This is a genomic window from Thiomicrorhabdus cannonii, assembly GCF_013391695.1.
Taxonomy (GTDB): Bacteria; Pseudomonadota; Gammaproteobacteria; order Thiomicrospirales; family Thiomicrospiraceae; genus Thiomicrorhabdus; species Thiomicrorhabdus cannonii.
On sequence record NZ_JACBGH010000016.1, the window covers coordinates 1 to 21643 of the forward strand.

At 50.1% G+C, this 21643-nt stretch carries 19 protein-coding genes and 1 pseudogene; 15 read left to right on the plus strand and 5 right to left on the minus strand.

Annotated elements, in window-relative coordinates:
* Positions 1–265 precede the first annotated feature (265 nt).
* A pseudogene (locus HZ297_RS11460) lies at positions 266–1568 on the plus strand (IS4 family transposase).
* A 46-nt stretch (positions 1569–1614) separates the two neighbouring features.
* On the opposite strand, the gene argF reads toward HZ297_RS11460, so the two are convergent.
* Complete coding sequence (argF, locus tag HZ297_RS11465; RefSeq protein WP_178863861.1) at positions 1615–2523, minus strand: ornithine carbamoyltransferase; 909 nt, start codon at positions 2521–2523, stop codon at positions 1615–1617.
* A gap of 37 nt (positions 2524–2560) precedes the next feature.
* Positions 2561–3733 (minus strand): aspartate aminotransferase family protein, encoded by a 1173-nt coding sequence (locus tag HZ297_RS11470; protein WP_178863863.1) that lies wholly within the window; start codon positions 3731–3733, stop codon positions 2561–2563.
* A 603-nt stretch (positions 3734–4336) separates the two neighbouring features.
* Here HZ297_RS11470 and HZ297_RS11475 point away from each other — a divergent pair.
* Complete coding sequence (locus HZ297_RS11475) at positions 4337–5263, plus strand: branched-chain amino acid transaminase (RefSeq protein WP_178863866.1); 927 nt, start codon at positions 4337–4339, stop codon at positions 5261–5263.
* A gap of 24 nt (positions 5264–5287) precedes the next feature.
* Positions 5288–5497, plus strand: coding sequence for a zinc-finger domain-containing protein (locus HZ297_RS11480; RefSeq protein ID WP_178863868.1), 210 nt, complete (start codon positions 5288–5290; stop codon positions 5495–5497).
* A gap of 383 nt (positions 5498–5880) precedes the next feature.
* Here the strand turns inward: HZ297_RS11480 and HZ297_RS11485 are convergent, their stop codons facing one another.
* From HZ297_RS11485 to HZ297_RS11495, 3 genes are read right to left on the minus strand one after another with little or no spacing between them, the layout of a single operon-like run.
* Positions 5881–6843, minus strand: coding sequence for an LpxL/LpxP family acyltransferase (locus HZ297_RS11485; protein WP_178863869.1), 963 nt, complete (start codon positions 6841–6843; stop codon positions 5881–5883).
* Positions 6840–8579 carry a lipid A export permease/ATP-binding protein MsbA gene (gene msbA, locus HZ297_RS11490; RefSeq protein ID WP_178863871.1) on the minus strand — a complete coding sequence of 580 codons (1740 nt, stop codon included), beginning with the start codon at positions 8577–8579 and terminating at the stop codon, positions 6840–6842. Before msbA ends, HZ297_RS11485 begins: the two co-directional genes overlap by 4 nt.
* Positions 8580–8582: 3 nt before the next feature.
* The gene (locus HZ297_RS11495) at positions 8583–9245 is read right to left on the minus strand and encodes a fused DSP-PTPase phosphatase/NAD kinase-like protein (RefSeq protein WP_178863874.1); all 663 of its coding nucleotides are present in this window, start codon (positions 9243–9245) and stop codon (positions 8583–8585) included.
* A 142-nt stretch (positions 9246–9387) separates the two neighbouring features.
* Between HZ297_RS11495 and HZ297_RS12195 the strand changes: the two genes are divergently transcribed.
* The 12 genes from HZ297_RS12195 to HZ297_RS11555 are packed head-to-tail and all read left to right on the plus strand — an operon-like array spanning position 9388 to position 21637.
* Positions 9388–11001 (plus strand): sulfatase-like hydrolase/transferase, encoded by a 1614-nt coding sequence (locus HZ297_RS12195; RefSeq protein ID WP_178863875.1) that lies wholly within the window; start codon positions 9388–9390, stop codon positions 10999–11001.
* Positions 10998–11369, plus strand: coding sequence for a diacylglycerol kinase (locus HZ297_RS11505; protein WP_178863877.1), 372 nt, complete (start codon positions 10998–11000; stop codon positions 11367–11369). The genes HZ297_RS12195 and HZ297_RS11505 overlap by 4 nt, the downstream gene beginning before the upstream one ends.
* 13 nt (positions 11370–11382) lie before the next feature.
* On the plus strand, positions 11383–12348 hold the full coding sequence (gene rfaD, locus HZ297_RS11510; protein WP_178863879.1) for an ADP-glyceromanno-heptose 6-epimerase: 966 nt from the start codon (positions 11383–11385) through the stop codon (positions 12346–12348).
* Entirely contained in the window at positions 12348–13424 is a 1077-nt protein-coding gene (waaC, locus tag HZ297_RS11515) for a lipopolysaccharide heptosyltransferase I (RefSeq protein ID WP_178863880.1), read from the plus strand. Before rfaD ends, waaC begins: the two co-directional genes overlap by 1 nt.
* Before the next feature lie 3 nt (positions 13425–13427).
* Positions 13428–14345, plus strand: a complete 918-nt coding sequence (locus HZ297_RS11520) for a glycosyltransferase family 2 protein (RefSeq protein ID WP_178863882.1) — start codon at positions 13428–13430, stop codon at positions 14343–14345.
* Positions 14335–15405, plus strand: coding sequence for a polysialyltransferase family glycosyltransferase (locus HZ297_RS11525; RefSeq protein WP_178863884.1), 1071 nt, complete (start codon positions 14335–14337; stop codon positions 15403–15405). Before HZ297_RS11520 ends, HZ297_RS11525 begins: the two co-directional genes overlap by 11 nt.
* 1 nt (position 15406) lies before the next feature.
* Positions 15407–16516, plus strand: a complete 1110-nt coding sequence (locus HZ297_RS11530) for a polysialyltransferase family glycosyltransferase (protein ID WP_178863886.1) — start codon at positions 15407–15409, stop codon at positions 16514–16516.
* A 35-nt stretch (positions 16517–16551) separates the two neighbouring features.
* The gene (locus tag HZ297_RS11535) at positions 16552–17718 is read left to right on the plus strand and encodes a nucleotide sugar dehydrogenase (protein WP_178863888.1); all 1167 of its coding nucleotides are present in this window, start codon (positions 16552–16554) and stop codon (positions 17716–17718) included.
* Complete coding sequence (locus HZ297_RS11540) at positions 17718–18725, plus strand: NAD-dependent epimerase (protein WP_178863889.1); 1008 nt, start codon at positions 17718–17720, stop codon at positions 18723–18725. Before HZ297_RS11535 ends, HZ297_RS11540 begins: the two co-directional genes overlap by 1 nt.
* A complete protein-coding gene (locus tag HZ297_RS11545) occupies positions 18715–19614 on the plus strand; it encodes a glycosyltransferase family 2 protein (RefSeq protein WP_178863890.1) in 900 nt (299 codons plus the stop codon). Before HZ297_RS11540 ends, HZ297_RS11545 begins: the two co-directional genes overlap by 11 nt.
* Complete coding sequence (locus HZ297_RS11550; RefSeq protein ID WP_178863891.1) at positions 19602–20348, plus strand: hypothetical protein; 747 nt, start codon at positions 19602–19604, stop codon at positions 20346–20348. Before HZ297_RS11545 ends, HZ297_RS11550 begins: the two co-directional genes overlap by 13 nt.
* Positions 20315–21637: an O-antigen ligase family protein gene (locus HZ297_RS11555; protein ID WP_178863892.1), complete on the plus strand. Its 1323-nt coding sequence runs from the start codon at positions 20315–20317 to the stop codon at positions 21635–21637. The genes HZ297_RS11550 and HZ297_RS11555 overlap by 34 nt, the downstream gene beginning before the upstream one ends.
* Positions 21638–21643 lie beyond the last annotated feature (6 nt).

Consider the following 21643-nt stretch of genomic DNA (forward strand, 5'->3'; position numbering starts at 1 on the left):
GTTGAGAGAGCGGTAGAATTTTCGCCCTGAAGATAGCGCTTTGCTATGGTGACTTTTGTATTGCGACTGTATTTGGACATGAAAAACCCCCAAAGTTGGTGTCCAACATTTGGGGGTCACTTCAAAAATCGGTTTTTTAAATACAAAAAAGCCCGCAATTTGCGGCAATGCTGTTCATTTAAGCATTGTTAGTTCTAAAAAGTTAAAATCCAGTATCGTTTTCGGTACTGGATTTTTTTATGCCCTTAACTCAACCCTCCTTGAAATAGATGAACTTGATCAATTCCTTGACGACAATACCTTTACTCAAAACATCCCAGTTGAATGGGTTGAATCCGCACTCACGTTAAGTGAGCAAGCCACCATTCGAAGACGCCGATTACCCAGTGATCAAGTATTATGGCTTGTCATTGGCATGGCATTGTTCCGCAACGAATCCATTCATGAAGTCGCTTGTCGTCTCAATATCTGTGCTCAAGGCTTAGCGAATGAGTCACTTATCGCCAAAAGTGGCATCGCTAATGCACGTCAACGCTTAGGTGCCGAACCGGTGGAGTGGCTGTATCGAAAACGGCTAGACATTGGGGATTAGAACGTTGCCCAGAAGATACCTGGGAAGGCTTACAGGTCTTTGCACTGGATGGCGCTTTATTGAGAACACCCGATACACCGGCGTTACGAGAGCGATTTGGGTCGGGAAATGCCTCAACCAATCGACAAACGCCGTACCCGATGATGCGCCTTGTGTGATTGATGAATGTTCGCTCTCATGTGATGGTCAATGCGCAAATCAGCCCTTACCACAAAGGAGAAATTCCACAAGCAGAAGCGCTGATTCCTAATCTGCCGGATAATTCCGTGACGCTCATGGATAAAGGATTTTGGAGTGCCAACTTACTGCTAAGCCTCACGCAAAATAAGGCGAATCGACACAGGGTCATGCCCGCTCGAAAGGGATTGGTCTTTCAAGAAATTCAGCGCTATAACTAGCATGATTGCCTGATTGAAATGAGCGTTTCGCCCCAAGCCAGAAAGAAAAACCCTGCATTACCCAAACCTGACAAGTCCGTGCGGTGAGTTATCGTATTAATGACGTCGATAAAACGGTTTACACCTCTTTGCCCTATGAACGCTACGACACACAGACCGTCGCTCAACTCTATCATGAGCATTGGGAAATTGAGTTAGGTTATCGAAACATCAAAAGTTCCATGCAACACAATGCCTTAACGCGTCGCAGCAAAACGGTTGAGTCAGTAGAGCAAGAAGTATGGGGGATGCTGCTGGCGTATAACTTGGTACGCCGCGAAGCGAGTCAGGCTGCGGTGAGTTATGGCAAGGCGCCCAATCAGATGAGTTTTAAAGCGGCGTTCCAATATATTGCGGTGCAATTGATTGTCATGGCGGATGCACTGTCACCTGGGAAAACAGGCGCTAGGTTAAGTGAGCTTCGAGGCGGGGTTGCGAGCCTGATAATAGAAAACCGCCCAAGGCTTTCAAGGCCAAGGACGGTTAAGATGAGTAAAACCCGTTATCCGGTTAATCGCAATGCCGCTCTGCTTAAGTAAATAGCATTGCGCGATTGCGGGCTTTTTTGTGAGGAACGGGCGGGTTTTAGTTCCGCGCCATCAAAAACTCCAGCAATGCTTTTTGAGCATGCAGGCGGTTTTCGGCTTCATCCCACACCACGGATTGTGTGCCATCGATCACCTCGGCGGCCACTTCTTCTCCACGATGCGCAGGCAGGCAGTGCATAAACAACGCATCTTTGTTGGCCTGTTGCATAACGGCTTCAGTGACCTGGTAGTCGATGAAAGCACGTCTACGCATACGTTGTTCTTCTTCCTGTCCCATGCTCGCCCAGACGTCGGTGGCGATCAGATCCGCACCGCGTGCCGCTTCGATCGGGTCGCGGATGATTTCAACGCGGTCGCTATTGGCATGAACCAGTTCCTTTTTAGGGCCATAACCGGCCGGACAGGCGATACGCAGGTTGAAGTCGTACTGCTTGGCGGCGTTGATGTAGGACTGGCACATATTGTTGCCGTCGCCCACCCAGACAACCGTTTTGCCTTGGATGCTGCCGCGATGCTCGTGGTAGGTTTGCATATCGGCCAGCAGTTGGCAGGGGTGGTAGTCGTCGGTCAGGCCGTTGATGATCGGTACGCGCGAGTGTTCGGCCATGGCTTCGACAATCTCGTGCTCGAAGGTGCGGATCATAATCGCGTCCACCATGCTGGAGATAACGCGGGCGCTGTCTTCAATCGGCTCGCCGCGCCCTAATTGCGTGTCGTTGGGAGACAGGAACAGCGCATGACCGCCCAGTTGCGCCATACCGGCTTCAAAAGAGATACGGGTGCGCGTCGACGATTTTTCAAAAATCATCGCCAGGGTCTTGTGTTGCAGCGGTGCGTGTGCCTTGCCGGCACGGTGCAGCGCTTTGAGTTCGATGCCGCGCTTGAGCAGCTGTTGCAGCTCGGCCGGCGTCATGTCTTTAAGGGTTAAAAAGTGTCTAATAGTCATTAAATGACCTCTTAGTAGTCTCGGTTGTGTGCGCTAATTAGGCCGCTAAAAATTCTTTAACCAATTGGGTCAATTGGGTAACCAGTTGTTCTGTTTGTTCTTGTGTCATCACGAAAGTCGGCAGCAAACGGATGGTGTCCATGCGGGTGACGTTGATCAGCAAGCCTTGTTCGAGTGCCTTGCCAACCAGTTCGCCGCAGGGGCGGTCGAGTTGAATGCCGATCATATAGCCTTTGCCGCGAATTTGCACAACCCCGGCCTGGCCTTGCAGTGCCGTGCGGAACTTCTCGACCAGCACGTCGCCCTTTTCGGCGACCTTGCTGATGTGGTTGTGGATTTCCATGGCTTTGATAACCGCAAGACCCGCCGCGCAGGCCAGTGGGTTGCCGCCGAAAGTGGTGCCGTGATTGCCCGGCGCGAAAACCTCGGCCGCCTTGCCGTTCGCCAGGCAGGCGCCAATCGGTACACCATTGCCCAAGGCTTTGGCTAAAGTCATCACGTCCGGGGTAATGCCGTCGTGCTGGTGGGCAAACCATTTTCCGGTACGGCCAACGCCGGTCTGGATTTCATCGACCATCAGCAGCCAGTCGTTGGTTTCGCAGATGTCTTTAAGGGCTTTCAGGTAGCCTGCCTGAGGAACATGCACGCCACCTTCACCCTGAATCGGCTCGACCAGGATAGCAACGATATTCGGGTTGTCGCTGTGGGCCTTAACGGCGTCGACATTGTCAAATGGCACACGAATAAAGCCTTCCACCAGCGGAGCGAAGCCTTCCTGTACTTTTTTGTTGCCGGTGGCTGTCAGCGTCGCCAGTGTACGGCCGTGAAAGCTGTTTTCCATGACAATAATGGTCGGGACGTCAATGCCTTTGCTGTGGCCGTATTTTCTGGCGATCTTGATGGCCGCTTCGTTGGCTTCCGCGCCGGAGTTGCTGAAAAACACGCGATCCATGCCTGACAGTTCGGCCAGTTTGTCGGCCAGCGCCTGCTGGTTGGCAACATTGTACAGATTCGAGGTATGAATCAATTGCTGGCTTTGGGCGCAAATGGCCTCGGCAACAGCAGGGTGGGCGTGGCCGAGGCTGCAAACCGCAATCCCGCTGACGGCATCCAGATAGCTTTTGCCGTTGGTGTCTTGCAATAAAGCGCCCGCACCTTTTTCAAAGGTTACCGGCAATCTTGCATAAGTCTTCATCAAATGGTCAGACATAAACTAAGCATCCTTATCAAATTGAGGGCGGTATGACGATATCACAAACAAAAAAGCAACCCAGTCACAGCGAGCACGACAAAGTGGAGCCGCCGCAGGCCGTCACGAAAAGGTTGCTTTTTCAGGCATTGGAAAACCAAAAGAGCAATTCTATCCAAATGTTGTTAAATATCAAGCTATTTTGCCTTGGGAACCTCTGATTGAATCAGATTGAGATTCTGCGGGACTTAAAGCCTGGGTCTTCTAGGCGTGGCGCGACGGCCTTAGCATTCTAAGGTCAAGTGCCACAACAACGAAGAAGTGGGTTTTAAGCCCCGCCCGAAGGGGCTTAGCCAAGTTTGTCATCTCTGCGTTGTGAAGTTTTGTCAGGTCTAGACATGACTGCAACTTCACGCCTTGACCTGACAAACTTGGCGTTGCCAGAATCCAACCTGATTCAATCAGAGGTTCCCTGGATATTGTGGGGTTGAGGGAGGTCATGCTGTCCGATTTTGTAGAATTCTAGGTTTTTCAATGAATATTGTCGCTATGGGGATTAATTGCGTTTGGATTTAGGATAAAATAAACGTTTATTTTTAATTACCTTTTTGTGGAGTAACTTGAATGCAAGCGATGGCGGATAGAGACGGTCTCATTTGGTTGGACGGTGAAATGGTCCCTTGGCGTGAGGCAAAAGTGCATGTTTTAACTCATACATTGCATTATGGTATGGGCGTGTTTGAAGGCGTGCGCGCTTATCAGGCCGAGCAGGGCACGTCGATTTTCCGTCTGGAAGCGCATACCGACCGCTTGTTCAACTCCGCAAAAATCATGAATATGAAAATGCCGTTCGACAAAGCGACGCTGAACGAAGCGCAGCGTGCGGCGGTACGCGAGAACAATCTGAATTCCGCTTACATTCGTCCGATGGCGTTCTACGGCGCCGAAGGGATGGGATTGCGTGCCGATAATCTGAAAGTGCATGTGATGGTTGCCGCTTGGGAGTGGGGTGCTTACATGGGTGAAGAGAACCTCACCAAAGGCATTAAGATTGCGACCTCTTCTTACACGCGTCACCATGTGAACGTGACCATGACCAAAGCCAAATCCAACGGTGCCTACATGAACTCGATGCTGGCATTGCAGGAAGCGATCAGCCACGGTTGCCACGAAGCGCTGTTGCTGGACACGGAAGGCTATGTGTCTGAAGGGTCTGGCGAGAACTTCTTTATGGTGCGCGACGGGGTGTTGTACACGCCTGAACTGACGTCTTGTTTGGACGGTATTACGCGTAAGACGATTATGCAGTTGGCGCGCGAGCTGGGTATTGAAGTGGTTGAGAAACGCATCACACGCGACGAAGTCTATATCGCCGACGAGGCGTTCTTTACCGGTACGGCGGCGGAAGTCACGCCAATCCGTGAATTGGATAACCGTCCGATCGGTGCCGGTTCACGCGGTCCGATCACCGAGAAGCTGCAAAGCCTGTATTTTGATGTGGTTCACGGCCGTTCAGCGAAGCATTTGAACTGGTTGACGACCGTTGCTTAAGTCAAACAATAAAGGAGTAGCGAGATGAGCCAAAACAATAAGACTAACTCAAAGCGCCATTATGAAGTGACTTATAAAGATTTGCCGTTGCACTGTCCAACGCCGGATATGAGTGTGTGGAATTCACATCCGCGTGTCTATCTGCCGATTGAGGAAACCGGTAAGGCCAAGTGCCCTTATTGCGGTGCGGAATATACGCTGATTGGCTGGGATCCGGATCACAGTGCGCACTAAGTTGTGAGTTGAGCAGGCTTTACCCGGCCTGTTCACTTTAAAAAATGCAAAAAAGCCGCCGAAGGAATCGTTCTTTCGGCGGCTTTTTTATTGGTTCTGCGTTGCGTGGCGTTTTGTTTTTAAGGATTCATGATTGATTCACATACCGATGATTTAAACCACGAAGCACACGAAGAGCACGAAGTTATTCTTGCGCCTAGTCGCGTTCAACCAGGCTAACTTATTGGTATAGATAGCTTTAATTGCCATGAAAATGGGTGGCAGTACCAATAAAAAGGATGAATTTACAAAGCCTTCGTGGCCTTTGTGTTCTTCGTGGTTCAAAAAAATCAATCATAAAATGCAGATGCTTTTTTAAAAGCGAACAGGCCGGGTGTTTGTTCTCAGTAGAGTTTAAGGCTCCAGCGATTATGCACCCACAGATATTGTTCCGGTGTCTGGCGGATGGCGTCTTCGTAGAGGTGGTGCAGGCGCAGGGTGTCGGCGGCGTCATCGCCGCTGGGGAAGTCTTGCAGTGCCGGTAGAAATTCGACTTCGTAATGCACGCCTTGATCGTCTGCAATGCGGCGGGTAAAGGTCGGCACCACGGCGCAGTCGGTCAGTTTGGCGATTTTGGCGGTGGCCGGATTGCTTTTGGCTGGATGGCCGAAAAACGGCACTTCCACATGGCCTTTGGCGCGATAACGCTGGTCGGGCAGAAAGGTCATGCTTTCACCGGCGCGCAATACCTTGAGCATCTGGCGCGTATTGGCGTTGGATACCGGTTCGACCTGCGCGCCGTTGTCGAAGCGGATGGAACGCCCTTTGGCAATCAGATAGTCCATCAGCGGATTGTCGTGCGGGCGATAGACCGCATGGTAGTTTGTCAGAAAAGAAACGAACAAGCCGGTCAGTTCTAGTGTGGTGAAGTGTGGCGCGAGAATCAGCACGCCTTTGCCTTCCGCCTGGGCGGCGCGCAGATGTTCTTCGCCCTTAAAGGTGACAATCTGGCGTTCAAAGGCGGTGCCGTGGTGTTTTTTGTGGTCTCCCCACCAGACCATGGCCATTTCCATCAGGCCGATGCCGAGCGAGGCAAAATGCTCTTCAAGAATGGTTTGGCGTTCTGCTTCCGGTTTTTCGGGAAAGGCCAGATCAATGCTGGCCTTGGCCAGGCGGCGGCGCTTGCCGGCCAGCAGATAGAGTAGTTTTCCCAGTCCTTTGCCAACGCCAAATTTTGCGCGATAAGGGACAAAAGCGAGCAGGCGCAACACGCCCAATCCGAGCCAGATACCCCAGAAACGCGGGCATAAAAAGCGCCACTGAAACGGCGTGGCTTGTTTGGGCGCGTTCTTAACCTTTCTGCTCATGCCAATGTCTCGCCGCTTTGATAGAGCTTGGCGTAAATGCCCTGGTTGGACAATAGCGTCTGGTGATTGCCGATTTCCGCGAGTTTGCCGTGTTCCATCACTACAATCTGGTCCGCGCTTTCAATTGTGCTCAGACGGTGGGCGATGATGATGACGGTGCGGTCGCGGCGCAGGGTGTCCATGGCCTGCTGAATCATCTGTTCGCTCTGATTGTCGAGTGCCGAGGTGGCTTCGTCCATAATCAGAATCGGGGCGTTCTTGAGAAAGGCGCGGGCAATGGCGATGCGTTGCCGCTGGCCGCCGGACAGGCTCGCACCCTGGTCGCCGACGATGGTATTCAAGCCCTGTGGCAGCTTTTCGATAAACTCCCAGGCGTGCGCTGCTTTGGCGGCGGCGATAATGGCGGCTTCGTCGAATTCGTCGTGACCGTAAGCGATATTGGCGGCGAGGGTGTCGTTGAACAGGACCACGTTCTGGCTGACGTAGGCGATCTGGTCGCGCAGGTTGTGCAGTTCGATGTCGTTGAGCGGCGTGCCGTCGAGCAGAATCTGCCCGGATTGCGGCTGGTAAAAACGAGTGATGAGGTTGGCCAAAGTGGTTTTACCGCTGCCGGATTGGCCGACCAATGCGGTGGTCTGTTTGGCGGGCAGTGTCAGGTTCAGGTCCTGCAAGGCGGCTTGTTCGGCGCCGGCGTAGCGGAAGGTGACATTGTCAAAGCGAATCTGGCCCTGCACGGCGGCAAGCTGCAGTTGGCCGGGGTTGGGTTCATCGGGCTGATCCAGCAGTTCAAAGATGCTTTCGGCGGCCGCCATGCCTTTTTGGATGACGACGTTGATATTGGTGAGGCGACGGATCGGTTCGAAAATCATTGCCATCGCGGTGATAAAAGCGATGAATTCGCCCGGTGTGAACATATCCTGCGCCGACATGACCGAGGCGGCGTAAAGCACGCCGGCCAAGGCGATGGCCGCGAGCATCTGCACCAGCGGCACATTGGCGGCGGACACCTTGACCACGTCCATAGTGTGTTGGCGCAGGTTTTCGGCGGTGGCGTGAAACCTGGCCTGTTCATAATTTTCCGCGCCGTAGATTTTGATCTCTTTGTGGCCGTTCAGGCCCTCTTCCAGACGCTGGGTGAGTTCGCCCATGGTGTTTTGCATGGCTTTACTCGACTGGCGCATCAGGCGGCTGGCGCGGTCGATAATAAAGGCGATGACGGGGCCGATAATCAGCATCAGCAGGGTCAGTTGCCATGAGGTGTAGAGCAGAAAGCCGATCAGGCCGAGAATGATCAGGGTGTCGCGGATAATGATGATCCACGCCTGACTCAACGAGGCGCCGACCTGCGGCACGTCGTAGGTGATTTTGGAGAGCAGTTTGCCGGTGGTGTAGTCGTGATGGGTCTGTTGCGGCAGGCTGTTGATTTTAGCAAACATTTGCGCACGGATATCGAGAATGGCCTTGTGCGCCACCCATTCGCTGGCGACTTTGCTGGCGTATTCCGCCAAGCCCTTCACGACAAACACCAGCATAATCAGCAGGGGAATGGTGGCGATCGAATCGGGGTTTTTGGCGATGAGGCTGTCGTCCACCAGCGGCTTGAGCAGTGCCGGCATCAGCGGTTCCATCGCCGCGGCCAGTGCCAGTGCCACCAAGGTGACCGCCACCACTTTCCAGTAGGGTTTGATATAGGTCAGCAGGCGTTTGTAGAGATGGAGCGTGTGTTTGTCCAGCATGCTTTACTCTCGGTGCAGGATTTTGTTGACGACGATATTGGCCCAGCCGGCGCTGTGGAACTGACTGTTTAGAGCAGGTTTGTCGTAATGATTTTGCAGCCAGGCGAGGAATTCCGTTTCCGGGTGTTCGGCGCGATAGGCCAGATAGCTGTCAAAAAAGAAGTCGAGTTTGCCCGTATCCGCCCAGCGGAAGTGGCCGTATTTCATACTGAGCTGTTGGAGGGCTTCTTCCATGGGTTTGTGTTCGACAAACAGTTCGTAAAACACACTCATTAGTCCAGCACGGTCGGCGCCGGACTTGCAGTGAATCAGAATCGGGTATTCCGCAGTTTCCAGTATGCGTTTGGCTTCGAGAATATCGTCCACATCCGGCAGGGAGCGTGATGACATCGGGTGGTTGATGAGGGTGATGCCGTAGCGGTCGCAGGCCTCTTTTTCCAATAGATATTGGCCGCTTTTATCGGCACGACGCAGGCTGATAATGGTTTTTACGCCGTATTTGCGGTGCAGCTTTTTAATAAAGGCCGGTGACGGGTGGTTGCTGCGAAATGCATTGGGCGACAAGCGGTAGAAATTGCGGTAGACGGCGCGCAGAATCTCATGGTCAATCAACCATGCTTGCAGATGGGCTTTAAATCGTCCCCATTTGGTTTGCAGTTTTTCCATCTTGCGGCTTGAAATCCGTAGTCAATTCAAAAGGGGTATTTTACCCTTTTAGGACAGGTAAATGATAAAATTGCGACGGTTATTCGATTCGTAAAACTCAGCAGGCCGGGTCTGTCTGTTTGATAAGGATATTTCAATACCTGTGAAACACTATTTTCGTTCGCCCTGGTGGGCGGTGTTTTTTATCTTCTTTTTTCCGCTGCTGGTGGTGCATAGCTACGTTGAGTTTGTGCGCGATTCGGAGCTGAACGCCCGTTTGGGTTGGTTGTTGATGGTGGGCGGTCTGGCTTATCTGTTGCGTCATACCTGGTTGCAGAAAATCATGCTGGGCATTTTGGCTTTGATGGCGCTGTCCGGCGCCTTCGATATTCTCTATGCGTCAACCTTTGGCGGGGTGTTTACCTCCGCGTCGTTTGAGGCGATGGCCTTGACCGATACGCATGAAGGTTGGGAATTTTTGCTCGCCTATGCGTCGTTTGCGAATGTGAGTTTATTGGTCTTTTATGTGGCGGTGGTGACGCTGTCGTTACGCAATATCGATTTCAAAACGATAGAAACCAAACGTCAGCGATTTTTTGCCGGCTTGGGCGTGCTGATGGCTGTGGTTGCGGTACAGCAAGTGTATGACCGCGGGCGTTATTTTGATGTGATTCCGGGGTTTGTTGGTGTCGGAATCGACTACGCCCGCGGGCATGAGGGCATGGCGGAGATTATCAAGGCTCGTCAGCAGTTGTATGCAACCAAACCGTTCAGCGTGGCGATGTCATCAACCGAGCCGCAAACTTATGTGGTGGTGATTGGCGAGTCGATGAATCGCCATCATTTGCAGGTTTACGGTTACGGCCGTCCGACAACGCCGGCATTGCAAGCGAATCAAGACAGCCTACTGCGTTTTGATAATGTGGTTTCGGCGTTTGCTCAGACCAGTCCGTCGCTGCAGGTGGCGCTGACCGAGGCAAATCTGCAGAATAAATGGTCGTATGACAAGGCGATCAGTCTGGTCGGAGCAGCCAAAAAAGCCGGTTTCAAGACGTTTTGGATTTCCAATCAGCAGCCGTCGCGGACTCCGACAACGCCGCTGGCGGCGATGGCCGACGAATCGCATTTTATCAGCCATGATTTCAAAGGGGTTGAGAACCATCGTTATGACGGTTATCTGCTGCCTTCCGTGGAAAAGGCGTTGAGTGATCCGGCGGCGCATAAGCTCATTTTTGTGCATCTGATGGGCAGTCACTTGCAATATCGCAACCGTTATCCTGAAGAGTTTGCCCTGTTCAATGGCATGGACGGGGTGAAGGCTTACACCGATGATTTGTCGTCTTCGCAGCTGCAATATATCAATGAATATGACAATTCCGTGCGTTATACCGATTTTATTCTGGGTAAGCTCATGGATTTGCTGAAACAGCAGAAGCAGATTGCGGCGCTGAGTTTCTTTGCCGACCACGGTGAAGAGGTGTTCGACAGCAAGGATTTCAAAGGGCATGGCCCGGACGGGGTGACCAAGAATATGGTGGAAATTCCGTTTCTGTTATGGCGCAATGCGGCTTATCAGCAGGCGTTTCCTGAAACCGACGCGGTGCTGCAAAGCCGTTTGCAGACGCCCTTTATGCTGGATGATTTTTTCCATTTCGGGCTCTGTTTTATGCATATTCAAAGTGATCTGACCCGGCCTGTTCAGTCCTGGTGTGCGCCGGAATTCGAGCCGGTTTCCAGAGTGATCTACGGCAGGGATTATGACAAGGAGTGGCCATGAAATCACCGCATACGGGGTTGAAGCGGGTTTTTTATGCGGCGGGTTATTCGTGGAAGGGATTTAAATCCACCTGGCAACATGAGGCGGCGTTTCGTCAAGAAGTGATTCTGTTTACGCTGCTGATCCCGGTGTCGTTCTGGCTGGGAGAGACCGCGGCGGAGCGCGCGATTTTGATTGCGGTGCTGTTGATCGTCTTGTTGGTGGAGTTGTTGAACTCGGCGGTCGAATCGGTGGTGGATCGCATCGGTGAGGAGTATCATAAGCTTTCCGGTCGTGCCAAGGATCAGGGGTCGGCGGCGGTGTTTCTGTCGTTTTTGATCGCCATCTTGGTGTGGGGCGGTTTTTTGATTTCTAAGTTAATGAATTGATTGGGTAGTGAGCATGATTGTAGTCACAGGTGGTGCCGGGTTTATCGGTTCAAACATTGTCAAGGCGCTGAACGAAATGGGGCGCACGGATATTTTGGTGGTCGATAACCTCAAAAACGGCAAGAAGTTCATCAATCTGGCCGACTGCGACTTTGCCGACTATCTGGACAAGGAAGATTTTCAGGCGCGGATTTTTGCCGAGGAAGGCTTGCCCGAGATCGAGTGCATCTTCCATGAAGGGGCGTGTTCGGCCACCACCGAGTGGGACGGCAAGTACATCATGGAGAATAATTACGAATACTCCAAAGACCTGCTGAACTACTGCCTGAATCGCGAAATTCCGTTTCTGTATGCTTCTTCCGCCGCCGTGTACGGTGATGGCCCGACCTTTGTCGAAGCGCGTCAATACGAAAAGCCGCTGAATGTCTACGGCTTCTCCAAATTCCAGTTCGACCAGTATGTACGCCAGATTCTGCCGCATGCGCAGAGCCAGGTGGTCGGTTTCCGTTATTTCAATGTTTATGGCCCGCGCGAGCAGCACAAAGGCGATATGGCGAGTGTGGCTTTCAAACTGCATAATCAGGTGTTGGCGGGCGAAAAGCTGAAACTGTTCGGCGCCTATGACGGCTACGAAGCGGGCATGCAGACGCGTGATTTTGTCTATATCGAAGACGTGGTTAAGGTTAATCTGTGGTTTATGCAAAACCCGGACAAGTCGGGCATTTTCAATCTCGGGCCTGCCAAAGCCGAGCCTTTCAAACATATCGCCGAAGCGGTCATCGATTTTCACGGCAAGGGCGAGATCGAATACATCCCGTTTCCGGAGCATTTGAAAGGCGCCTATCAGAGTTTTACCCAGGCCGATAACAGCGCCTTGCGCGCTGCCGGTTACGACGGCGAATTCCATACGGTCGCACAGGGCGTGAAAAAGTATTTGGCCTGGCTGAGCGCCAATCCGAAGGTGCTGGATTTTAAATAATGCGCGTGCTGCTGATCAAAATGTCCTCGATGGGGGACGTGTTCCATACCTTTCCGGCGCTGTCGGACGCGTTGGCGGCCAACCCGAATCTGAAAGTGGATTGGGTGGTCGAAAAGGCGTTTGCCGAAATTCCCAGCTGGCATCCGGCGGTGGACAAGGTTTATCCGATCGAACTGCGCAAGTGGCGTAAAAGTCTGTTCAGCAGCCAAACGCGCGCCGAGATCAAAGCCTTTTTTGAACAGGTCAATCAAACCCATTATGACTTGGTGTTGGATGCGCAGGGGCTCTACAAAAGTGTGTGGGTGGCGCGCCGTATCAAGGCGCCGGTTTGCGGCTTGGATTTTAAAAGCGCGCGCGAACCGTTGGCGAGCCTGTTCTATCAATACAAATGTCGCGTGGTGAAAGATCAGCACGCTATTTTGCGGTTGCGTCAGCTGTTCGCCAAAGGATTGGGATACAAGCTGGCGGATAATGCGCCGATTGCTTACGACCTGAATACCGCCGACTGGCAGCGTCCCGAAATCCTGCCGTGGCAAGCGGAAAACTATCTGGTTTTTCTGCACGGCACCACGTGGGAAACCAAATACTGGCCGGAAGCATACTGGATTGAACTGCTCAAAAAAACTCAACAGGCCGGGTACAAGGTGCTGTTGCCGTGGGGCAATGACGAAGAGCGTGAGCGTGCCTTGCGTTTGCAAGCGGCGGTTTCGGCTTCTGAAAAAACTCAACAGGCCGGGTCTGAAGATGCATCCCAAGTCGTTTGGGTGCCGGAGCGTATGTTGAGTTTGAATGAGATGGCGCGTGCCCTCAAGCAGGCTTCAGCGGTAGTTTCGGTGGATACCGGCCTGTCGCATGTCGCCGCCGCGTTGGAAGTGCCGATGGCGGTGCTCTACCGCGTCACCGACCCGAAGCTTATCGGCGCGGATGGCTCGAAAGTGACACGTCTGGTGTCGCCGCTGGCGCCGGGATATATCAAGCAATTCAAGGATGCTGCCGAAGCGCAGGATTCATTGCAGAATCTGTCGCCTGAAGCCGTGTGGCAGGCGTTGCATAACAATCTAATCGTTAAGGAATAAGAGATGTTGGGTGTTTTCAAGCTGTTCAGCTTCCGTCAGTTCAGCCGTTCACCGGTAAAGTTGGCGATGAGTCTGATGGTGAAAAACGAGATTGACCTGATCGAGGCCAATATTCGCGTGCACGCGGTATTGGGAGTGGACTGTTTTGTCGTCATCGACAACGGCTCCACCGACGGCACTTTGGAGAAATTGAATGCGTTGGCGTCGGAATTCGAACTGCACGTTATCAGTCGTCCGGTGAGTGATTACCGCCAGAGCGATTGGCGTACCGAAATGGCGTTGATTGCCCGTAACGAGATGCAGGCCGATTGGGTGATTTCCAATGATGCCGATGAGTTCTGGATTCCGCAGGGTGAATCGTTGAAAGACGGATTGACGAAATGGGGTTCGATTATAGAGTTCCAGCGTTCTAACGTTCAGCTGGACGTGCATACCGAAAACGAGCCCTTTTATGAGCGCGTTTATCGTGTCAAACATCCGATTCTCTACCCGAAGAAGAATCAGCTGAAAGAAGACGATATGTCGATTCAGCTGGGCAAAATTCACGGCAAGGTCATGGTTAATTTGCACGGTTTCATGAGGGTGAAAGGCGGTAATCACCGTGCCTGGCATTGGTGGTCGTGGCTGAACCAGAAGATTTCCGACAGTGCCTTGGTTTATCACTATGGCATTGGCTCCAAGGCGCATTTTATCAATCATATTGAGAATCGCCAGAAACTGCTGGCGCAGGGCGTGACTAAGATGGGTGATCATTACCGCCGTTGGGTGCACATGTTGAATGACGGTGTGATTGACGAAGAGTGGCAGCGTCTGGTGCTGGATGAAGCCTCGCTGGAGGTGTTGCAAAAATACGGAGTCATCGTCAAGGATGAACGTGCGCGTGATGTGATTACCGGAATCTTGTCATCGCATGAGAAATGAACTCTATTTCATCTCTTCGATTTTTCATTTGCTGATTGCCGCATTGGTATTGGCATCGCGTCCGGATGCCAAAGCCTTGCTGGTTTTCATTCGGTTCGACAAAAAGCGTTATGATGCTTTGTTGCCGTGTTGTTCAGGATTGGTGGGGAGTGCCGAACAACTGCTGTTTATTGAGGACGGTAACAAAAGTGCCGGCCAGCGCAAGCGCAATGCCAAGCAGATTCTGGCATTTGCCGAGTCCCATCAGGTGGAGCGGGTGTTTGTCGGCAATGACCGCCATGTTGAGTTTCAATATGTCGCTTACCATTTACGCAAATCCTTTTCGCAGCTTAGAACCGCGTATCTGGATGAAGGGCTTTTTAGTTACATTGGCCGCAAAGCCTCCCAATCCTTTGCCGACAAGTGGATTGACCAAACGCTGAAAAAACTGGTGTATGGCGCTTGGTGGCATACGCCGCCGACCATCGGCGCTTCAAAATACATCGATGAGGCGTGGTTGGCCTACCCTGACCTGGCCTGTTCAGTTTTGCAAGCGAGACCGATTGTGCCGCTCCCTTTGCAAGGCGCAACGTCTCCGAGGTTTCAGGCTTTTATTGGCTGCTGGGCCGGTTTGTATGATCTGCCTGCCGCGTTGGACAATGTCGATTATGTGCTGACGATTACCGATGAAAAGAACTTCAGCCGTTTTCTTGATTACAGTCAGTCTATCCGTCACTTAGTCGAGCAGTTGGTTGCCCAGGGTAAAACGATTGCCGTAAAGTATCACCCTAATGCCAACGGGCGGGATTTGCTGAATTTGGCTGCTGTTTCAGAGCAGGTGATGGTGCTGCCTTCCGCCATGCCGTTTGAGGTGTTGTTGCCGCTGTTATCAAGAGCAACCTTGATTGCCGAATTCTCCTCTACGCTGCTGACGTCACGGCTGTTAATGCCGAACATGACAGTGTGGTCTATCCGTCATGCGCAACAGACGCTGCCACTGGAAATGCAGAAGTTACTTGAAGCCTTAGCGATCGAATCGCATTCGCTTGACGAAATATGCATGAAAGTCGGAAGTGCCTAAAATGCAATCTATGCTCTTTATGCCCTCTACACCGCTGAACGTGCTGATCAGCGCCACGGTTGCATTGCAGTTTCCTCAAGCGGAAAAACGGCTTTGGTTGATTGATCAGAAGCGATGCCAAAACAACCCGTATTATCAGGCGTTATTGGCGTGGAAAGACGCCCCTTTTGTGGAGGTGCAGCTATTCTGCGCAGAAGCCAAAGGGCTGAAAGAGAAAATGCGCGAGCGGCGCCGCAATTTTGCGGCTTTGCAAGCTGGAGTTGAGGCGGCTCAGCCAGATATTATTGCCGTGGGCAGTGACCGGCGGGTTGAGTTTCAGTTTGCCATGCATTGTCTTCAGCAGCTTGGGCTAAACCCCAAAGGGATTTATCTGGATGATGGACTCTATTCCTATGCGGGGAGAGCGTCCAGTCTTTACAAGGATGGCCTCAACAGTCTGTTAAAAAAACTGGCTTACGGCGTGTGGTGGGAAGAACCGAGCACCGTCGGGGCGTCAAGTTTGATTGAGGAAGTCTGGCTGTTTAAGCCAGATCAGGCGGTTGCTGCCTTGCAGGAAAAAGTGCGGGTTGAACTGCAATCGGAGTGGTTTAAGGATGCGCGCTTGGCGGCGTTCAGTTTGACAGTGGCGGAGGTTTTGGAGGTTGATATTCAGCATCTGTCTGAATTGGATCTGCTAGTCATGGTGCCGCATCCGAATAATCTGGCGAAAATGCCAGGCAGGGCGGAACAGATTCAGGCTTATGTTAAAGCACAACGGGCCTTAGGAAAACGGATTGGGGTGAAATACCATCCGCGAACCGCGAGTGAGGATTCTTTGCATTTGCTGGATGCCGGTGCTGAAACCCTCCTGCCGGCGCAGCTAGCGTTTGAGTTTGCCTTGCCGGTCTTGAAGGCTGGTTGTGCGGTGGTTGCTGATGTGGGGACGGTGCTCTTAACCACAAAGTGGCTGCGTCCTGATTTATTGAGTGTGGCGATCTTGGATGAGCAGGACGGTTTTCAGCAGCGGTTTGCCTCGCTTTTCAGGGCGATGGGCATTCCGGTTGTGAACGGTTATGACGCGATGGCGGGCTTGTTAGGGCAGAAATGTGAATCGGCTCAGGAAGCCATGTAGTACAATTCCTTCTCAATTGTCTTAGGGTACGAAGTATGAAAATAGCCGTAGCGGGCACGGGATATGTGGGTTTGTCATTGGCGGTGTTGCTGGCACAGCATCATGAGGTGGTGGCGCTGGATATAGTGCCTGAAAAAATCAACTTGCTGAATGCCGGAAAGTCGCCGATTGCGGATGCGGAAATCGAGGATTTTCTGGCGAATAAGCCGCTGAATTTCACAGCGACGCTGGACAAAAACGAAGCCTATGCCAACGCAGATTATGTGGTGATTGCCACTCCGACCGACTACGATTCTTTGACCAATACGTTTAATACTACGTCGGTTGAGGCGGTTATTCGCGATGTGATGGACATTAATCCGCAAGCGGTGATGGTGATTAAATCGACGATTCCTGTGGGTTATACCGACCGTATCAAGCAGGAGATGGGGTGCGATAATCTGATTTTTTCGCCGGAATTTCTACGAGAAGGCAAGGCGCTTTACGACAATCTTTATCCGTCGCGCATTATCGTGGGTGAGGATTCTGAGCGGGCACGCATGTTTGCCGAACTGTTGGTTGAAGGTGCGGAAAAGGACGATATTCCGGTGCTGTTCACCAAAGCCACCGAAGCGGAAGCGGTCAAGTTGTTTTCAAATACCTATCTGGCGATGCGGGTGGCCTATTTCAATGAGTTGGATTCCTACTGCGAAACCCATGGCTTGAATTCGCGTCAGGTGATTGAGGGTGTGGGGTTGGATCCGCGAATTGGCAGCCATTACAACAACCCGTCATTTGGTTACGGTGGTTATTGCTTGCCTAAAGACACCAAACAGTTGTTGGCCAATTACAAAGAGGTACCGAATAACCTGATTCGTGCGATTGTGGAGGCCAATACCACGCGCAAGGATTTTATTGCCGACTCTATTTTGAGACGTAATCCCAAGGTGGTGGGGATTTACCGTCTGGTGATGAAACAGGGGTCGGATAATTTCCGTGCCTCGGCGATTCAGGGCGTGATGAAACGCATCAAGGCTAAGGGTGTGGAAGTGGTGGTGTATGAACCGGTGCTGGAAGGTGGTGAGTTCTTCCATTCCAAAGTCATTCGGAATTTGGAGACTTTTAAGGCGATGAGCGATGTGATTGTGGCCAACCGCATTACCGATGAACTGTCCGATGTGACGGATAAGATTTATACACGCGATTTGTTTGGAAAAGATTAATGAAAATTTTAGTGACCGGTAGTGCCGGCTTTATTGGATTCTATACGGTTCAGGCGCTGCTCAAGCAAGGGCATGAGGTCGTTGGTATTGATAACCTCAATGATTATTACGATGTCAGCTTGAAACAAGGGCGCTTGGCGTTTTTAAAAGGTTTTTGTCAGCAACAGCAGTGTGCGGCGCGTTACCGTTTTATTGAAATGGATATTGCCGATCGCACTGTGATGGCCGAATTGTTCGCCAATCATGTTTTTGACCGCGTGATTCATCTGGCGGCGCAGGCCGGGGTGCGCTATTCGTTGCAGAATCCGCATGCCTATGTGGACTCTAACTTGGTGGGTTTTGTGAATGTATTGGAAGGGTGTCGCCAACAACAAACGGCGCACCTTGTGTATGCCTCTTCCAGTTCGGTTTACGGCATGAATACCAAGATTCCGTTCTCCACCGATGACCGGGTGGATTATCCGATTTCACTCTATGCGGCGACCAAGAAGTCTAATGAATTGATGGCGCATGCCTATAGTCATCTGTATGGCATTCCCACAACCGGGTTGCGTTTCTTTACCGTGTACGGCCCTTGGGGGCGTCCGGATATGGCGTATTTCTCATTTACGCAGAAAATATTGGCTGGGCAGCCGATTGATGTCTTCAACCACGGGCAGATGGAACGCGATTTCACCTACATTGACGACATCGTCGAGGGCGTGGTACGTGTGATGGATAGGATTCCGAAACCCCAGGCGAGCGAGTTCACGACTGCCGAAGCGCCCTACAAAATCTACAATATCGGCAATAATCAGCCGATTACGCTGGAGCGTTTTATTAACGCCATTGAGCAGGCAACGGGTAAGCAAGCGGTTCGCAATAACTTGCCGATGCAGGCGGGCGATGTACCGCGCACCTATGCTGATGTATCGGACTTGATGGCGGATGTGGATTTCAAGCCGGCAACGGAAATAGAAACAGGTATTGAGCGCTTTATCGATTGGTATTTGAATTATGCAAAATAAGGGCATTAAACCTGTTCTTTTCATTATTACCCCCTCTTATAATCGTCCAGAATTACTGGACAGAGCGATTAATTCTGTTATCAAGCAACACTATCCAAATTGGCGGCTGTATATAGTCGATGACGGCTCGCAACCTGAAACATTGTTGCGTCTTTATGATATAGAGAGATTAGATCAAAGAATAAAGGTCTATTTCTTGCCCAAGAATCAAGGGGTAAATTTTGTTAGAAATTTTGCCTTAAATCGAATTATGGAAACCGGCCAAAACGGCTATATCATTTTTTTGGATGATGATGACCAATTGGCGGAAGAGAGCCTTTTGGCAATTACAAGTGTCATTAAGACTCACCCTAAAATTGATTGGTTTGTCGGGAATTGTGTTGACCTTTCTGGTAAGTTAATCACCAAAATCAAGGTGTATGGAGAAGGAAATTATATTAACGATTATTTATTTTCCTCTAGATTGAGAAGAGATGCGATGCATGTCATTTCCACTGGAGCGATTGGTAAACATCGATTCTCTCAAGAATTCAGAAATTCAGAAGAGTGGATATGGTTTTTAAATATTGCTAAAGAGACTGATTTTTATTCGATCAATCAAAATTGGAAGCAAGTTGATTACCAAGAGACTGGTTTGTCTGCCAAAAAAGTAAATGATGATAAAAAACTTAGGGTGCTACAAATCAAGGAACAATTGAGTCAAGATTTAAAGCCTGTTTATCTGGCTGAACAAAGAATGTTGCTTGCGCGTGAATACTTTAAGAAGCAAGCGATTAAACTTGGTATGAGAAAGTTAATCCAGGCTTTTCCATTAATGTGGTATGTTCCTAAATGGCACCAAATTTTATTATTAGGAATTTTTAAGTGGGCTTTAGTATGGAAAAAGTAAACGTAATCTGCTTGAAATGGGGGGGGAAATACCCTGCCGATGATGTAAATAAGCTTTTTTCCATGGTCAAAGCTAACTTGAGCATCCCGTTTGATTTTTATTGCATTACCGAAAACAGTGACGGACTTTTGGAGGGGATCAATACTTTGCCACTGTATGATGAATCACTAACCGGCTGGTGGCATAAGTTGTCTATTTATCGTCAAGATTTTTATGGCCTTCATGGTACTGCACTGTTTTTAGATTTGGATGTCGTCATCACGGATAAGTTGAATGCGTTATTTGAATATAAGCCAGGTCTTACCTGTTCCATTGCGGATAAAGGCGGCAGTAAATGGAATGTAATTAATAGTTCAGTAGTCCGTTTTGAGATCGGGGTATTGGACTATGTATGGCAAGGTTTTCAATACAATCATGATTGGATTTTAGAGAATATGCATGGCGATCAAGATTGGTTGGGCTTGGTTGTTCCATCTGTAGAACTTTATCCCACTGACTGGGTGGTTTCATTTAAAAAAGATTGTCATGCAAAAGGGTGGCCGCTTTTGGGCCATACAGGGGAATGGTTAATGAAAAGAGGTTACCTAGCACCAAGAGGAGAGGCGTTATTGCCCAAAAATGCGAAAGTCGTTATTTTTCATGGTAAGCCAGATCCTATTGATGTTGCTTATGGTTCCTATAAACAATGGAAAAAAGCTACATGGATACAAAAGTTTTGGAATCAACAAAGCTAAATAAATTCGACCTCCTGAGAATATTCATAATCGGGATGGCAGGTTGGTCTTTAATTTTAACTAAGCTGATGCCTCTTGAAACAACTTTATTGGTGTTAGCCATTCTTGCTATTGTTGTATTCAAGCGCCCGATCAAAGAAGCCTTCCCAGTTCCCAACACCTTGTTTATTGTGGTTGTTGTTATTTTTGTTAGTTTGGGAATTTTGCCAGTTGTGTTTTATTGGCCACTAGGTGAGTCTTCATTTAATTTAATCGACCACAAATTGTCCGCACTAGTCGCTTTGGCGTTTATCTGGATTGTATTTTGGCAATTGAAGCCCACTGAAGATGTTATTTGGTGGAGTATGATGTTGATTACACTCTCTGTTGCGGTTGTAATTGGTTATGAACTTTACGTGTTAGGTACTCCAGAAGCTATATTTACCCATCGATTTGGCAGTCTAGCAACGCCATATGTCATACGTTTTGGCATCTACAGTAATCTTCTTACTGTGATTTTATTGGGTGGCTTTATCTGGGCTGCCAGTAAAGGGCCCTGGGTTATATTCTGGTTGCTGATGGCCGCACTTCTATCATTTGTTGGCTCTCTAGTATCCGATACCAGAACAGCTTGGGCGGGCTTGCCAGAGGCATTGATTGCATGGAGTTTGTTTTACTGGCTTTACATTAAACGTAACGGCGTTGTAAATGTAAGACGCGTTTTGAATTTTTGGTTTTTATTTGTGATCAGTTTTTCGGCTATTTTGTTTTATTTTGGCGATCGTGTAGAACAACGTTGGAATGCAATGACGGGTGACTTGTATAACTATGCAGAAGGGACAGGCAGTGCGGGCAGCGTTGGAACCCGTCTGGTTTTGTTTCAAGCTGGCATACAAGGTTTTTTAGAAAAGCCCTGGACGGGTGTTGGAGAAGATAATTCTATCTCAGAGCAGTTGAGGTTAACTGCTCCTATTATGAATGAAATATATGGACAAAACAAAGGAGTTGCCTTTGGTCATTTACACAATCAATTTATAGATGACGCCTTCACAAGAGGAATTATTGGTCTCGCTTCACTGTTAATCACCATAGTGTATCTTATCTGGTTTTTTGGGTGTAAAGTAAAACTGTCAAAACAAAATGGTAGCTTCTCTCCATGGCCATTGGCCGGTTTGTTATTCGTGATCAGTTCGTCCATTTCGATGTTAGCTGAGGCATGGATTCATTTGAGTACCGGGGTTATTTTTTATATTTTTTTCATTTCTTTGTTTGTTTTTCTTTCAAAGGATGAGGCAAGATTCACTGTTTAGTAGTTT

What these genes read in the sequence shown, in the direction of transcription:
- argF (WP_178863861.1), bottom strand. Translation starts at nt 2,523, where the DNA reads ATGACTATTAGACACTTTTTAACCCTTAAAGACATGACGCCGGCCGAG.
- HZ297_RS11470 (WP_178863863.1), bottom strand. Translation starts at nt 3,733, where the DNA reads ATGTCTGACCATTTGATGAAGACTTATGCAAGATTGCCGGTAACCTTT.
- HZ297_RS11475 (WP_178863866.1), top strand. Translation starts at nt 4,337, where the DNA reads ATGCAAGCGATGGCGGATAGAGACGGTCTCATTTGGTTGGACGGTGAA.
- HZ297_RS11480 (WP_178863868.1), top strand. Translation starts at nt 5,288, where the DNA reads ATGAGCCAAAACAATAAGACTAACTCAAAGCGCCATTATGAAGTGACT.
- HZ297_RS11485 (WP_178863869.1), bottom strand. Translation starts at nt 6,843, where the DNA reads ATGAGCAGAAAGGTTAAGAACGCGCCCAAACAAGCCACGCCGTTTCAG.
- msbA (WP_178863871.1), bottom strand. Translation starts at nt 8,579, where the DNA reads ATGCTGGACAAACACACGCTCCATCTCTACAAACGCCTGCTGACCTAT.
- HZ297_RS11495 (WP_178863874.1), bottom strand. Translation starts at nt 9,245, where the DNA reads ATGGAAAAACTGCAAACCAAATGGGGACGATTTAAAGCCCATCTGCAA.
- HZ297_RS11505 (WP_178863877.1), top strand. Translation starts at nt 10,998, where the DNA reads ATGAAATCACCGCATACGGGGTTGAAGCGGGTTTTTTATGCGGCGGGT.
- rfaD (WP_178863879.1), top strand. Translation starts at nt 11,383, where the DNA reads ATGATTGTAGTCACAGGTGGTGCCGGGTTTATCGGTTCAAACATTGTC.
- waaC (WP_178863880.1), top strand. Translation starts at nt 12,348, where the DNA reads ATGCGCGTGCTGCTGATCAAAATGTCCTCGATGGGGGACGTGTTCCAT.
- HZ297_RS11520 (WP_178863882.1), top strand. Translation starts at nt 13,428, where the DNA reads ATGTTGGGTGTTTTCAAGCTGTTCAGCTTCCGTCAGTTCAGCCGTTCA.
- HZ297_RS11525 (WP_178863884.1), top strand. Translation starts at nt 14,335, where the DNA reads ATGAGAAATGAACTCTATTTCATCTCTTCGATTTTTCATTTGCTGATT.
- HZ297_RS11530 (WP_178863886.1), top strand. Translation starts at nt 15,407, where the DNA reads ATGCAATCTATGCTCTTTATGCCCTCTACACCGCTGAACGTGCTGATC.
- HZ297_RS11535 (WP_178863888.1), top strand. Translation starts at nt 16,552, where the DNA reads ATGAAAATAGCCGTAGCGGGCACGGGATATGTGGGTTTGTCATTGGCG.
- HZ297_RS11540 (WP_178863889.1), top strand. Translation starts at nt 17,718, where the DNA reads ATGAAAATTTTAGTGACCGGTAGTGCCGGCTTTATTGGATTCTATACG.
- HZ297_RS11545 (WP_178863890.1), top strand. Translation starts at nt 18,715, where the DNA reads ATGCAAAATAAGGGCATTAAACCTGTTCTTTTCATTATTACCCCCTCT.
- HZ297_RS11550 (WP_178863891.1), top strand. Translation starts at nt 19,602, where the DNA reads ATGGAAAAAGTAAACGTAATCTGCTTGAAATGGGGGGGGAAATACCCT.
- HZ297_RS11555 (WP_178863892.1), top strand. Translation starts at nt 20,315, where the DNA reads ATGGATACAAAAGTTTTGGAATCAACAAAGCTAAATAAATTCGACCTC.